This window comes from Nocardia sp. CA-128927, assembly GCF_050955855.1.
In the GTDB taxonomy this organism is placed as follows: domain Bacteria; phylum Actinomycetota; class Actinomycetes; order Mycobacteriales; family Mycobacteriaceae; genus Nocardia.
This window is the reverse complement of the sequence record NZ_CP192087.1, coordinates 5006657-5020193: the sequence shown is the minus strand read 5'-3', so window position 1 is coordinate 5020193 and position 13537 is coordinate 5006657. Positions and strand designations below refer to the sequence as shown.

The following is a 13537-nucleotide window of genomic DNA, read 5'->3' as shown; positions in this document are numbered from 1 at the left end:
GGCAGTATGTCACTCACCGACCCCAGGATCGGGGCATCCCCGCGCACCTCGGTGTGCCGCATTCGCCGCGGCTGCCGTCAGCCCAGTTGATAGGTCGCGAGAATCGCTTTGTGGTCGGTGACCCATTTCGGCGGCGAGGCGATGAAATTGTCCTGAGTGTTTTCCTCTTGGCGGGCGTTGCGCACGATCGAGCCGCGCGGGCCGACGATTCCGGCGCCGGTGAGTTTCAGCGCGGAACCCGGGCTCGTGAAGATGTAATCGATTCGGTCGCGTTCGTCGGCCTCGGGCGCCCAGGTGAGTTGGGAGACCGGTGCGCCCGGGTTGCTGGCGGGCCAGGTGAACCCGGGGTGGGTCACCGGATTCGGATAAGTCGAGCGGTAGGCGTCGACGAAACCGGCCTGTTGCAGTCGGCGGGTGCTCTCCCATGGCAGTACGACGCCGTGGTGGTCGAACATGTTCGCCGTCGCGGGCGTCCAGTCCAGCACGGACGGCTCGTTGAAATCGCCGCCCATGATCACCGAGTTGCCCGCCGCTGCTTCGGCTTTCGCATCGGCGATGAAGGTCCCGAGCACGTCGGGACGGCTGGACGCCACATTGACCCGCTGGACCGCCACCGGATCGGTCACCGGTCCGCCCGGCATCTTGTTCCAGCCGAACTCGGAGTACTCGCCCGGCGCGGGCACACCGGCACCGTAGCCGCGCGGCAGATAGGTCGCGTACCAACGGTATTCGAGATGGGCCGCGTAGGCGGTCACCCGCTTGCCGCCAATGTTCAACCGGGCCTTGACCATCCAGTCGAGTTGGCTACTGTCCTCGACCGGGAACTCCGAAAGCAGCCCGGTATCACCGGAAGACACCGCGTTGAACTTGCGGCCCTTCTTCTCCAGCGCGGTCGCGATCGCCTTCGTCGCCTGATTCGCCTCCGAGAGCAGCACAATCGAGGCCTGCGTGGCGATGATCAGATCGGCGACCAGACCGATCCCGTTGGAGATCTTGCTACCGCCCAGCCAGATGTTGATCGCCAGCACCCGGACCTCGCCGGGGGCGGGCGCCGCGCCAGCAACCGGCAGCGCGGCACCGGCGGCCAACACACCTCCCGCCGCGCCGAGCACCCGCATCGCATCGCGTCGCGTCATCGAACTCGTCATGGTGACCATCACTCCGATCGTCGGCACAGCGGAACGTTGTCCCTTCAATGGCTATCCAGCCGATCGGAATTCGACGTGAACTGAGCACGATCACCGCGCAAACACCGATGGCGCCTGGCGTGTGCGGTGGCAGCGGGGGGCCGCGCGTGGGACAGTCTCAGCATGAACGCGCGCCGTCGCATTGCCGCTGTTGTTGCCGGGGTCCTCAGCATCGCATTGGTAGCGGGATGCGGTACCGCCAGCGAGAAGAGCAGCGGGCCGACCACGTCGACGGTGGCGAGGGTCATCCCCCTGATTTCGACGAACGATCTGCGCGAGGCCAAGCCCGACGAGGTGCACCTGTTCGGGCTCAACGACCTGCACGGCAACCTGGAGCCACCGGCCGGCTCGACCGGCAAGGTGTCCGGCTACGACGCGGGCGGCGCCGCCTACCTGGCGACGCATCTGGCGCGGCTGAAGGCGGCCTATCCGGCGAGCGCGGTGGTCGCGGCGGGCGACGACATCGGGGCCAGTCCGCTGGTGTCCGGGCTCTTCCACGACGAGCCGACCATCACCTTCATGAACAACATCGGGGTCGGCGCCTCGTCGGTCGGCAATCACGAATTCGACCACGGCGTCCTGGAATTGGCGCGCCTGCAGCAAGGCGGCTGCGCGCCGGATGGATGTTCGCCGGGCGAACCGTTCACCGGGGCCAAGTTTCCATACCTGGCCGCGAACGTCACCGACGCGGCGGGCAACCTGCCGCCCGCGCTGAAGCCGTGGACCATCCTGCAGGTCGGCGGCCACAAGATCGGTGTCGTCGGCACCGTGACCCCCGATACCGTGAATCTCGTTTTCCCCGAGGGCATTCGGGGATTGACCTTCGGTGACGAGGCCGCGGCGATCAACAAGTACGTGCCGGAGATGAAGGCGGCGGGCGCCGAGACCGTCGTGGCGCTCATGCACGACGGCGGCGCGCAGCGCCCCGCCAAGGACGCCCCGCTCGACTACAACGGATGCGCCGACATCACCCCGAATGTCACCGATCTCGCCAAGCGGGTCGACCCCGTGGTGAAGGCACTGTTCACCGCGCACAGCCACCAGTCCTACGTGTGCACGATCGAGGGCAAGTCGGTCACCCAGGCCGCCTCCTACGGCAGGCTGATCACCGACCTCACGCTGCGCTTCGCCCCCGACGGCGTACAGGCCTCCGCGGTCAACCGAGTGGTGACCCGCGACGTCACCGCCGACCCGGCCACCACCGCCCTGGTGAACTTCTACACCGAGCAGGCTCGCCCGCGCACGGCCCGCGTAGTCGGCGCGGCCGCCGCGGCACTGCCGCACGATCCCGACGCGACGGGCACCTCGCCCCTCGGCAATGTCATTGCGGACTCGATGCTCTCGGCGACCGCGGCACCGGCGGGCGCGGTGGCGGCCTTCATGAACCCGGGTGGCGTGCGCGCCGACCTGAAGGCGGGCCCGGTCACCTACGGCGACATCTACACCGTCCAGCCCTTCGGCAATCAGGTCGTCACCCTCACCCTCACCGGCCAGCAGGTGCTGCGTCTGCTCGAACAGCAGTGGACCAATGCCAGCAAGCCCGCGATGCTGTCCCTCGCGGGCATCACCTACGCCTTCGCGGACGCAGCGCCCAAGGGCGCCAAGGTAATTGCCGACAGCGTCCGCATCGCGGAGCAGCCGCTCAACCCGGCCGCTACCTACCGCATCACCACCAACAGCTTCCTCGCCTCGGGCGGTGACGGCTTCGCCGTCTTCACCGAGGGCACCGACAACGTCCCCGGACCCACCGATCTCGACGCTTTCGAGGCGCTGTTCCGCGACAAGTCTCCGGTCCAGCTGCCGCCCGCCCGCGTCGAGAAGCGATAGCTGCCTAGTAGCCCTGACAAACTGGACGATTGACCAGTGAAGGTATACCTGGAAATCGTTGTAACACTTACCCTTTGACCTGCACCGATGGGTGACCAGTCCCACAGAGTGATCCAGCCCGGAACGCTTGCCGGAGATGATCAGGATCATTACTGTTTCGTATAAGTCAGGACGAAGGGGTTCCTACTTTCGGCCCGATCGCTGTTACCGCGTCAGGTCTGCGTCTCGCGGCCGAACCGATATCTCCGCATTCACCGTTGCATGCTGGATGACTTGTGCGACAACACGGTTCGAATGAACAGCAGGAGAGGGCGATGGCTACCTACATCGTGACGGGCGGTACCGGATTCTTGGGACGGCGGGTCGTTCAGGAGCTCCTGAACAATGAGCCCGACGCCGTTGTTCATGTTCTGGTGCGCGAGGAGTCGCTGCAGAAGTTCGCCGACCTCGCCACCGGATGGGACGGCGGCGAACGAGTGTTCTCGCTGGTCGGTGACCTCACCGCGGCCGGGCTCGGCCTGACCCGCGAGGCGCCGCAGGCCGACCACGTGATCCATCTCGGCGCGGTCTACGACATGACCGCCGACGAGGAGACCGCGCACGCGGCCAATGTCGCGGGCACCCGGTCGGTGCTCGCCCTGGCCCGCTCGATCGGCGCTGTGCTGCACCATGTTTCGTCGGTCGCGGTGGCCGGTGACCACAAGGGCAAGTACTTCGAGGAGGACTTCGACCTCGGTCAGCGACTCACCTCGCCCTACCATCGGACCAAGTTCGCGGCGGAGAAGCTCGTTCGTGAATCGCGCGGGGTGCGCTGGCGGGTGTACCGCCCCGCGATCGTGGTCGGCGACTCCCGCACCGGCGAGATGGACAAGATCGACGGCCCGTACTACTTCTTCGCCGCCATCGCCAAGCTCGCCGCACTGCCGTCGGAACTGCCGATGCCGCTGCCCGATCTCGGCGCGACCAATATCGTCCCGGTCGACTACGTGGCCGCCGCAATGGCGGCCCTGGTGCGCAGGCCCGGCTTGGACGGACGCACCTTCCACCTGGTCAACCCCGAACCGCAGGCGTTCAGCGACGTGTACGGTGCGCTGGCCACGGCCGCGGGCGCACCCGCCGGGATCGGCGTCGTGCCGCTCAGTGCCCGCGCGTTGAGCGGACTGGCCCAGCTGCCCGGTGTGCCCGCGGTGCGCGATTTCCTGTTGGAGCAGTTGGGAATTCCCGCCGCCGTCGCCCCGCACACCTCGTTCTCGGCGGAGTTCATCTCCGACTCGACGCGTGCGCAGCTGCGCGGCACCGGATTGTCGGTGCCGTCCTTCGACAGCTACGCCGGACAGCTCTGGCAGTACTGGCGCGACCACCTCGACGCGCACCGCGGCCAGCCCGCGGTGTCCAACGAGCCGCTCAACGGCCGGGTCGTGCTCATCACCGGGGCGTCGTCGGGCATCGGCCTGGCCACCGCGCACGCGGTCGCCCGGCGCGGCGCCACCGTGCTGATGGTGGCCCGCGGCAAGGACGACCTGGCCGACGCCGCCGATTCGGTGCGCGCGAAAGGCGGTGTGGCCCATGACTATCCGTGCGACATCACCGATGCCGACGGGGTCGAGACGCTGGTGCAGACCATCCTCACCGAGCACGGCCACGTCGACTACCTGGTGAACAACGCGGGCCGGTCGATTCGCCGGTCGGTGCTGAACTCGACCGACCGGATGCACGATTTCGAGCGGACGATGGCGGTCAACTACTTCGGCGCGGTCCGGCTCATCCTGGCGCTGCTGCCGTCGATGCGGGCCCGGCGCTTCGGTCACGTCGTCAACATCTCCTCGATCGCCGTGCAGACCAAGGTGCCGCGGTTCGCCGCCTACGTGGCGAGCAAGTCGGCGCTGGACAACTTCAGCGAGATCGCGGCGGTCGAAAACCGCGATGCGGGAATCACTTTCACCTCGGTGCGGATGCCGCTGGTGCGCACCCCGATGATCGCGCCGACCGATCTCTACAAGTCGCTGCCGGTCCCGGATCCGGATCAGGCCGCCACCATCGTGGTTCGCGCCTTGGAGGATCGCCCGCACCGGATCGACACCCCGGTCGGCACCTTCGCGCAGGCGGTCGAGCTGCTGATGCCCTCGGTGAAGCGGACGATCCTGCATCAGGGTTTCCGTCTCTTCGGCGAATCCACTGCGGCACAGGGCAATAAGAAGGCCGCCGCACCGCAGAAGCCCACCGGCGACTCCGGACGCAGCCCATTGACAGTGCTCGCACCGGTCCTCCTGCCGTTCATGGCGCTGCCCGGCCCCGCCGCGCGCGTGGCCAGAGTAGTCCCCGGCCTACAGTGGTAGTCACGCCATGATCAGCGGTGCGCGGTTCCCGTTCCCGGCCGCCGCGCACGAATCAGCCCGCCGCGCACGAATCAGCCCCCCGCGCACGAATCAGCTAACAATCTCGTGCGCGCCGGAACGAAACGTGCGCGGCTCGCAGACCCCGCCCGGTTGTGGTTGCGTCGCAGACGCTTTCGGCAAGGGCGGGCGGGGGCAGTTGGTAGGCGGTCGCTCCTGCCGCGCATTGGTTGGCACGCTGCGCACGAATCAGCTTGCAATTTCGTGCGCGGCGGGACGGGACGTGCGCGGCGGGACGGGACGGGACGGGACGGGACGGGACGGGACGGGACGGGACGGGACGGGACGGGACGGGACGGGACGGGACGGGACAATCAGATTCGAGCTCGGTTTGTTGGTGCGATGTCGGGATACCGGTAGTGGATTCGTGCGATGCAGTGGCGCACCGTGTGCAGCTCGGCATGTAGTTCACGGAGCCGATGCGTTTGGAATGTCCTTTCGGCGGTATTGATGGCGCGCGCGAGTGTGCGTGCGTGTGCGGCGAGCAAGTCCAGAAAGACCCGGGCTTGTGCGATGTCTGGATCATCGGACATTTGCTGTTCTTATCACGCACGGCCGACCGGCACCACTCGAACTGTGCGCGTTCCACGGGATTTCGCCGCAGCGTATCCGAATCGAAAAGGACCACAGATGTTTCAGAGAATTTGCTGTACACAGCGCACAATTCGCACGCGACGGACCTGAACCGCCGACAGCGGGGGCCGACGGCACGCCGGCCCCCGCCGCGGTACACGACTTACACCCGGCTCGCGACGAGATCCGCCGCAGGCCACATGGCCCAGCCGTAGTTGGAGTGCTGGGTCGGATCGCCGCCGCCGGTGCAGACCGGATCCCCGGCCGTGCAGTAGTTTCCGGTGCGCCACGCATACAGATCGGGCACATTCCAGCCGGTCAGCCGCATCGGATCACCGAACAACAGGACTGCCGCCACCCGTGATTCGAGGTCGATCGGCAACGAGCTGATGCCCCCGAGCGCGGTCACGGCGCCGGTGCCGAGCACACCGTGCGTGACGACCGCCCCCTGCGAGTAGCCGACCAACACGAACCGCTGGTCCGGGCAGACCGCCGCCTGCCACATCACATGGGCGTTCATGTCCTGGGTGCCACGGCTGATCGAGGCCGGATCGAGCAGGTCCGCAGGGTAATTGACGCGATAGGCGACCGAACTCGTCGGCAGCCTGCGCAATAGGGTGTCGTAGAGCGGGTCACCGGCCACCGCACCGAGGTACCCGGGTTCCTGGGTGCCCCTGGCGACCACCACGTCGACGGCCGCGCAAGGCGAGGCCAGCGCGGGTAATCCCGTCGTAGCTCCGAATCCCGCGACGAGCAGTAGCACAACGAATGCTTGCACCACCCGCCACTTCTCGAAATGAATTACCTTCCGGTTTGCCATCGTGATCACCCACTCACGCCGTTGTGAGAAGCCGAATGACACTTGTCAGAGACAAGTGCCACTCGGCTATATCTGCGAAGGTAAGAACGGCGAAGCGAGCCGTCAAGCAAAACGACCCGAAAGATGCGTACTCAGCGCCGAATCGTGTCCTGGCGTATCTTTTCTATGGCACGAGAACCGCTGCGCCCGTGAAACGTCCGTGCGCGAGGTCGGCGAGGGCCTGATTTGCCATCCCCAAGGAGTACCCACGGGTGGTCACTTCTATGCGATGTTCGCCTGCGAGAGTGAGAAATTCGCGGGCGTCGGTGCGGGTGTTCGCGGTGACCGAGCGAATTTCCCGCTCCTGGAACAGATGCCGCTGGTAATTCAGGGCCGGGATGTCGCTGAGGTGAATGCCCGCGATGGCGAGGATGCCGCCGCGATCGAGCGCTTCGAGCGCCGGCGGCACGAGGGTGCCGACCGGCGCGAACAAGATCGCCGAATCCAGTTGCACCGGAGGCGGATCCGCGGCGCCCTGCACGGAGCTGGCGCCGAGTTCGCGCGCCAGCTCTTGCGCGGCCGGGTCGCGGGTCATCACATGCAACTCCGCGCCGCGGGCCAGCGCGACCTGCGCGGCGATGTGCGCGCTGCCGCCGAAGCCGTAGAGACCGAGGCGTCCGCCGGGTGGCAGGTCGGCTCGTTGCAGCGAGCGGTAGCCGATGATGCCCGCGCACAGCAGCGGGGCCAGCTCGGCGTCCGTATACCCCTCCGGTAGCCGGAGCGCGTAAGGCGCTGGCACAGTGGCGAATTCGGCGTATCCACCGTCGGCATCCCAGCCGGTGTATTCCGAACGGGGGCACAGGTTTTCGGCGCCGCGCAGGCAGTACTTGCAGGCACCGCAGGTATGACGCAGCCAGGCGATGCCGACCCGGTCCCCCACGGCGAAGGTCTCGGTAAAGCGCGAGTCCTCCGCGACCCCGCCGACCGCCGAGCCGACGGCTACGACCTCGCCGACCACCTCGTGTCCCGGTACTACTCCGACGCGATGCACCGGAAGGTCGCCTTCAGCCACATGCAGGTCTGTTCGGCAGACGCCGCACGCCAGCACCCGCACGAGTAGTTCGTCGGCGGCGGGTTCGGGGACCGGCTCGCGCACTTGGTCGAGCGGGCCTTCGTCGATCGGCCCGGGGCGGCGCACCCGCCAGCCGGTCATCGATGCGGTCCGGGCAACCTCGTTCATACCGATCTCCCCTTGTCGTCAGGATGCACGGTCGTATCGAGCTGCGCCAACCCTACTCGTCCGATTTCGCCACGTCACAGCTCTGCGTCTGATACATTTGTGTATTGAATACATTTCTGTATCCATTCGGCCGGTGACCGCCGGTCGCACCCAAGGAGGTGCCCGTTGGCGTCGTCCACCGAAGCGAAGACCTCGGCAACTCGGGTCACCCGCCGCCGCGCCGAGACCAGGGATCGTCTGCTCACCGCCGCGTATGAAGCCTTCTCCGGGGAGGGGTTCGGCAAGGCCACGGTGGAACGGGTCTGCGAGCGGGCCGGATTCACCCGTGGTGCCTTCTACTCCAATTTCGGCTCACTCGACGAGCTGTTCCTGGCCATGTGGGAACAGCGGTCGGCCGCCATGCTCGCCGACGTGCAGCGCATGCTCGACGAGATCCCGGTCGGCAGCGACGACGTGCGCACCTCGATCGAACGCCTGGAGCGCGCGGTTCCGGTCGACGAGGGCTGGTATCGCATCACCGCGGAGTTCACCACGCACGCGTTGCGCAATCCCGAACTGCGGCGGGTGATGGCCGCGCGTGAAGAGGCGATCGTGAACGCCTTGATGCCGACCATCGTCGCCGGGCTGGCTCGGATCGGCCGCACCGTGCCGGATCCGGAGGCACTCGGCCAGGCGCTCGTCGCGGTGCACGACGGCACCAGCGTGCAGGTCCTGATGGAACCGCGCAGCCGCGTCGTGCGACGCCGCCGCACCGACCTCATCTACCACGTCGTGCTGGCCTACAGCACCGAACCCGAAGGATGAACATGTCCGATCCCGCATTCGCCGAACAGGCAGATGTCATCGTCGTCGGCGCCGGACTGGCCGGCCTGGTCGCGACCCACGAACTGGTCAAGGCCGGCCGCAAGGTGCACGTGCTCGACCAGGAGAACCGCAACAACCTCGGCGGGCAAGCGTTTTGGTCACTCGGCGGACTGTTCATGGTGGACACACCGGAGCAGCGGCGCCTCGGCATCAAGGACTCCTACGACCTCGCGTTGCAGGATTGGCTCGGCTCCGCCGGATTCGATCGCGACGACGAGGACCTGTGGGGTCGGCAGTGGGCGCAGGCCTACGTGCGGTTCGCGACCGACGAGAAGCGCGAGTATCTGCACGAGCTCGGGCTGCGGGTGACACCGCTGATCAGCTGGGCCGAGCGCGGCGGGAGTTTCGCGGACGGGCACGGCAATTCGGTGCCGCGCTTCCACCTCACCTGGGGCACCGGGCCCGAGGTGGTGCGGGTGTTCGCCGAGCCGGTGCTGGAGGGCGAACGAAAAGGCCTCGTCGGCTTCAGCTTCCGGCATCAGGTCGATGAGCTGATCGTCGAGGACGGTGCGGTGGTGGGCGTGCGCGGCAGCGTGCTGGAGGAGACGGACCTCGACCGAGGCAAGGCGTCCTCGCGAAACGTTTTCGGCGAGTTCGAGTTTCGGGCGAAGGCGGTGATCGTCACCTCCGGCGGCATCGGCCACAACCATGAGCTGATCCGGCGCAACTGGCCCACCGAGCGGCTCGGCAAGTGCCCGGAGAGCATGATTTCCGGCGTGCCCGCGCACGTGGACGGGCGGATGCTCGGCATCACCGAGTCCGCCGGCGGCGCCATCGTCAACCGGGACCGCATGTGGCACTACACCGAGGGCATCAACAACTGGGATTCGATCTGGCCCGACCACGGCATCCGGATCATCCCCGGCCCGTCCTCGCTGTGGTTCGACGCGAACGGAAAGCGGTTGCCCGCACCGTGTTTCCCCGGTTTCGACACCATGTCCACGATGAAGGAGATCCTGGCTACCGGCTACGACTACTCCTGGTTCGTGCTAACCCAGTCGATCATCGAGAAGGAGTTCGCGCTGTCGGGTTCGGAACAGAACCCCGACATCACCGGCAAGGACCTGAAATTCACCCTCAAGAGCCGACTGGCCAAGGGCGCGCCGGGTCCGGTGGAGGCGTTCAAGAAGCACGGCGTCGATTTCGTGGTCGCGGACAACCTGCGCGAGCTCGTCGCCGGGATGAACAAGATCGCGCGTGGCCCGCAGCTCGACCACGACGCGCTGGAGCAGCAGATCGTCGCCAGGGACCGGGATGTCGCGAACAAGTACTCGAAGGACAGCCAACTGATGGCGATCACCAACGCACGTCAGTTCCTCGGCGACAAGATCAGCCGGGTCGCCAAGCCACACCGCATCCTCGACCCGGCGGCCGGTCCGCTCATCGCGGTCCGGCTGAACATCCTCACCCGAAAGACGTTGGGCGGCTTGCAGACCAACCTCGACTCCCAGGTGATGCGCCCGGATGGCACCGCGTTCCCCGGCCTCTACGCGGCGGGCGAGGTGGCCGGGTTCGGCGGTGGCGGCGTGCACGGCTACAACGCGCTGGAGGGCACCTTCCTCGGCGGGTGCATCTTCTCCGGGCGCGCCGCGGGCAAGGCGCTGGGCGCGAAGCTCCGTTAGGGTCGGCAGCTCGCCGCCGACCGACTCGATGACGGTGCGGCGGCCACGGTGGTCGGCGAAACCAACGGCGGCCGAGTGGTTTCCGGAGCGGCGTACGGCGGTGTCCCGGCATAGAGCCGGGCACCGGTCGCGCGCGTGCCCGGCGTCAAGGTGATGCCGAGGATCTCCGCCTGGTCGCCGTGCACGTCGGTGACGCGCGCGTCGAACGGTCCGGCCCCGGCGCCGGAGATGGACCAGTAGTTGTCCATGCCCCGCGTGAGGTTCTGCCACGCGCCGCCGGTGTTCGGCCGAATAGCGACCTCCCGCAACGGGTTTCCGGAACCGCTGAGCAGGATCGCGAACCAGGCGGTGCTGGAGTCCGGCTTCACCTGATAGAACAGCTCCGGCGGCGGCTCCGGATTGCGCACCACGCTGTAGCGGACCTTCGCCACGCCGTCGGACAGATCGGCGAGCTGAGTGAAGGCGGCGATGCTCAAATCCAGTTGTCCCGGAGCACATGCCGGGCAACGGTCCACGATCAGCGCGCGCACGTCGCCGCGCGGGCCCTGGATGTCGAGGTACGCGCCGCACGGATCGGCCTTGCCGAATTCCGGTGTCGACATCCCGACATAGAAGCCGTCCATCGGCAGCCCGGGGAACGAACAGGAAACCCCTTGGCTGAACGAGTAGAAGCGGGCCTCACCCGAGACGACCGGCTGCGGTTCCTGTGCCTGGGCCGCAGTGGGCTCAATACCGCTGGCAGGCAACGGCGTTCGCGAGATCGTCGACTGGGCCAGCGTGTTCGTGGTCGCCGACTGGGCTAGCGCACTCGGTGGATCGCAGTGCACCGGCTCCGGACGGGTCAGCCACACGGCCGTGCCCGCGATCGCGACCAAGCCGATCGCGGACCACAACCACCCCGAACGGAAGTGTCGTTGGTTGATCGGTATCCGGTGCATCGCTCCCCGACTACGCCTCTACCTACTCACGGACTCTCCATCCTGACGTCCATAGGAAAGCAGCCGAACGGTCGTCGCACGTCGGGAACGTAAATTCTTCGCAGTGAAAGACTCACGCTTCAGCAAGCATGGGGCAAATGCCCAGCACACTGTTGGACACTCCGGCAGCCCACCGGAAATTAACCGGTCCGCCGCGCCCGGGTGCGGCGCGAAACCCCAAGTCACGAAGCGCGACTCTTGGTCTTTCGCGTTGTCTTGGTAGTGATCTTGTCGACATCCGCCAGGAGTTCCCGGCCGAATTCGGCCTCGGCTTCGTAATGGCGCACGCACCAGCGCAATACGGCGGCCGGATAGGGGCGAGCCGGGTGTTCGCCCGCACCGTCGGCATCCGCCTCGGCCTGTCCGCGCATCCGGTCGGCGTAACCGATGTGCTCGGTGAGAATTTCGCGCAGCCGATCCGGTTCGGCCAGGTGGCCGAGCCAGGCGCGCAGCATGACGCTGTGCTTGAGCACCGGGGCCTCGACCGGCGCGTGGTTCACCCAATGCGCCGCCGCCGCACGGCCACTCGCGGTGATGGCGTACATCCGCTTGCCGCGCACGCCGTCCTCCTGCAGGACCGTGCGCGAGGTCGCGAAGCCGTATTTCTCCAACCGTTTGAGCTCGGCGTAGACCTGGCTGAACGACGGGCTCCAGTAGAAGAACTGCACGCTGCCGTCGGCCCACTTCTTCAGGTCGTAGCCGGATAGCTCGTCGGCGTGCGAGAGCATGCCGAGCACGGCCCAACTGGTCGTCGGGAGATCGGGTACCTCGGCTTCCGCCGAAACAGGCTTCGCATCGGTCACGATAGGACTATATCGCTTAGGCATATGTCCGGGGGCTATGCGAAACCGTCCATCAGCGAGAGAACGCGCAGCATGACCTCGTCGGCGCCGCCGCCGATGCTCAGCAGGCGACTGTCCCGATACGCGCGGGAAGTCCAGGTCTCCTCCATATAGCCCATGCCACCGTGAATCTGCAGACACCAGTCCGCGACCTGACGGGAGAGCCTGCCCGCCTCGAGCTTGGCGATGGTGGCCATCCGCGTGACATCCCCGCCGTCGGTGTAGTTCTGGGCGGTCACCTCTGTATAGACGCGCAGCATGTCCACTCTCGCCGCGAGCTCGGCGTAGGTGTACTGGAGGTACTGGTTCGCGGTCAGCGGCTGGCCGAACACCTTTCGCTGCTTGGCGTAGTCGCGGGTCAGCTCCAGTTGCAGGGCGCAGCTGATCGGCGTGCTGTAGGCGGCGAACATGCGCTCCATCACGAACTGCGACATCTGCTGCTGGAAGCCGCGGCCGATCTCGCCGATGGTGTTGCGCACCGGGACTCGCACGTCCTCGAAGGTCAGCAGGCCGGTATCGGAGGCGCGCATGCCCAGCTTGTCCAGCTTACGGTCCACCCGGAAGCCGGGAGCGTCAGTGGGCACGATGATCTGGCTGATCCCGCGATAGCCGCCCTCCGGCGAGGTGCGCACCAGGGTACACAGCCAGTCCGCTTGCACGGCATTGGTGATGAACATCTTCGACCCGTTGATCACCCAGTCGTCGCCGTCCCGGCGCGCGCTGGTCCGGATCCCCGCCACATCGGAACCGGCCTCCGGCTCGGTAACCGCTACGCCACAAACGGTTTCACCGCGCATGGCCGGTGCCAGGTACTCCTGCTTGAGTTCCTCGCTGCCGTGCGCGTGCAGCGACGGCGTCGCCATCGCGACGTGCACACCGAGCGCCATCGGAAACGACCCGTGCGCGACGCGACCCAGTTCCTGGCACAGCACCACCGTGAACAGATGGTCGGCCCCCTGCCCCGAGTAGGCCGGGTCGTACTCGAGCCCGAGGATGCCGAGCTTGGCCATATCGGCGAAAATCTCGTGCAGCGGCATCATTTCGGCCCGCTCCCACTCGTCCACGTGCGGGTTGATCTTCTGCTCGATGTACCGCCGGACCATCGCCCGGAATTCCTGATGTTCGTCGCTGTACATCACCCTATTGTCGCCGTGCCAGTCCCGCACTCGAACGAAACAGCCGCACACCCCCTGTTCTCCCGCACATCGAATCG

At 66.8% G+C, this 13537-nt stretch carries 11 protein-coding genes; 4 read left to right on the top strand and 7 right to left on the bottom strand.

The genetic code is table 11. The features are described 5' to 3' along the window. Positions 1 to 77: 77 nt before the first annotated feature. Positions 78 to 1175, bottom strand: coding sequence for an endonuclease/exonuclease/phosphatase family protein (locus tag ACQPW1_RS23575; protein ID WP_433664872.1), 1098 nt, complete (start codon positions 1173 to 1175; stop codon positions 78 to 80). A 135-nt stretch (positions 1176 to 1310) separates the two neighbouring features. Here ACQPW1_RS23575 and ACQPW1_RS23570 point away from each other — a divergent pair, with 135 nt between their 5' ends. Together ACQPW1_RS23570 and ACQPW1_RS23565 are read left to right on the top strand one after the other, a co-directional pair. After that, the gene (locus ACQPW1_RS23570; RefSeq protein WP_433664871.1) at positions 1311 to 3014 is read left to right on the top strand and encodes a bifunctional metallophosphatase/5'-nucleotidase; all 1704 of its coding nucleotides are present in this window, start codon (positions 1311 to 1313) and stop codon (positions 3012 to 3014) included. Positions 3015 to 3328: 314 nt separating this feature from the next. Further along, positions 3329 to 5350 carry an SDR family oxidoreductase gene (locus tag ACQPW1_RS23565; protein WP_433664870.1) on the top strand — a complete coding sequence of 674 codons (2022 nt, stop codon included), beginning with the start codon at positions 3329 to 3331 and terminating at the stop codon, positions 5348 to 5350. Between the two features lie 371 nt (positions 5351 to 5721). Here the strand turns inward: ACQPW1_RS23565 and ACQPW1_RS23560 are convergent, their stop codons facing one another. The 3 genes from ACQPW1_RS23560 to ACQPW1_RS23550 all read right to left on the bottom strand — a co-directional run bounded on the left by ACQPW1_RS23560 (position 5722) and on the right by ACQPW1_RS23550 (position 8019). Beyond that, the gene (locus ACQPW1_RS23560) at positions 5722 to 5940 is read right to left on the bottom strand and encodes a hypothetical protein (protein ID WP_433664869.1); all 219 of its coding nucleotides are present in this window, start codon (positions 5938 to 5940) and stop codon (positions 5722 to 5724) included. 203 nt (positions 5941 to 6143) lie between these two features. Then, positions 6144 to 6800, bottom strand: a complete 657-nt coding sequence (locus tag ACQPW1_RS23555) for a cutinase family protein (RefSeq protein WP_433664868.1) — start codon at positions 6798 to 6800, stop codon at positions 6144 to 6146. Between the two features lie 163 nt (positions 6801 to 6963). Beyond that, positions 6964 to 8019: a zinc-binding alcohol dehydrogenase family protein gene (locus tag ACQPW1_RS23550; protein ID WP_433664867.1), complete on the bottom strand. Its 1056-nt coding sequence runs from the start codon at positions 8017 to 8019 to the stop codon at positions 6964 to 6966. A 165-nt stretch (positions 8020 to 8184) separates the two neighbouring features. Between ACQPW1_RS23550 and ACQPW1_RS23545 the strand changes: the two genes are divergently transcribed. Further along, positions 8185 to 8823 (top strand): TetR/AcrR family transcriptional regulator, encoded by a 639-nt coding sequence (locus tag ACQPW1_RS23545; protein WP_433664866.1) that lies wholly within the window; start codon positions 8185 to 8187, stop codon positions 8821 to 8823. A 2-nt stretch (positions 8824 to 8825) separates the two neighbouring features. Beyond that, a complete protein-coding gene (locus ACQPW1_RS23540) occupies positions 8826 to 10505 on the top strand; it encodes an FAD-binding dehydrogenase (protein WP_433664865.1) in 1680 nt (559 codons plus the stop codon). Here ACQPW1_RS23540 and ACQPW1_RS23535 read toward each other — a convergent pair. The 3 genes from ACQPW1_RS23535 to ACQPW1_RS23525 form a co-directional block, all read right to left on the bottom strand. Next, positions 10502 to 11443 (bottom strand): expansin EXLX1 family cellulose-binding protein, encoded by a 942-nt coding sequence (locus ACQPW1_RS23535; protein ID WP_433664864.1) that lies wholly within the window; start codon positions 11441 to 11443, stop codon positions 10502 to 10504. The two genes, ACQPW1_RS23540 and ACQPW1_RS23535, sit on opposite strands and share 4 nt — an antisense overlap. Before the next feature lie 221 nt (positions 11444 to 11664). Then, complete coding sequence (locus ACQPW1_RS23530; RefSeq protein ID WP_433664863.1) at positions 11665 to 12285, bottom strand: PadR family transcriptional regulator; 621 nt, start codon at positions 12283 to 12285, stop codon at positions 11665 to 11667. Positions 12286 to 12320: 35 nt separating this feature from the next. Further along, positions 12321 to 13463, bottom strand: a complete 1143-nt coding sequence (locus ACQPW1_RS23525; RefSeq protein WP_433664862.1) for an acyl-CoA dehydrogenase family protein — start codon at positions 13461 to 13463, stop codon at positions 12321 to 12323. Between the last annotated feature and the right edge of the window lie 74 nt (positions 13464 to 13537).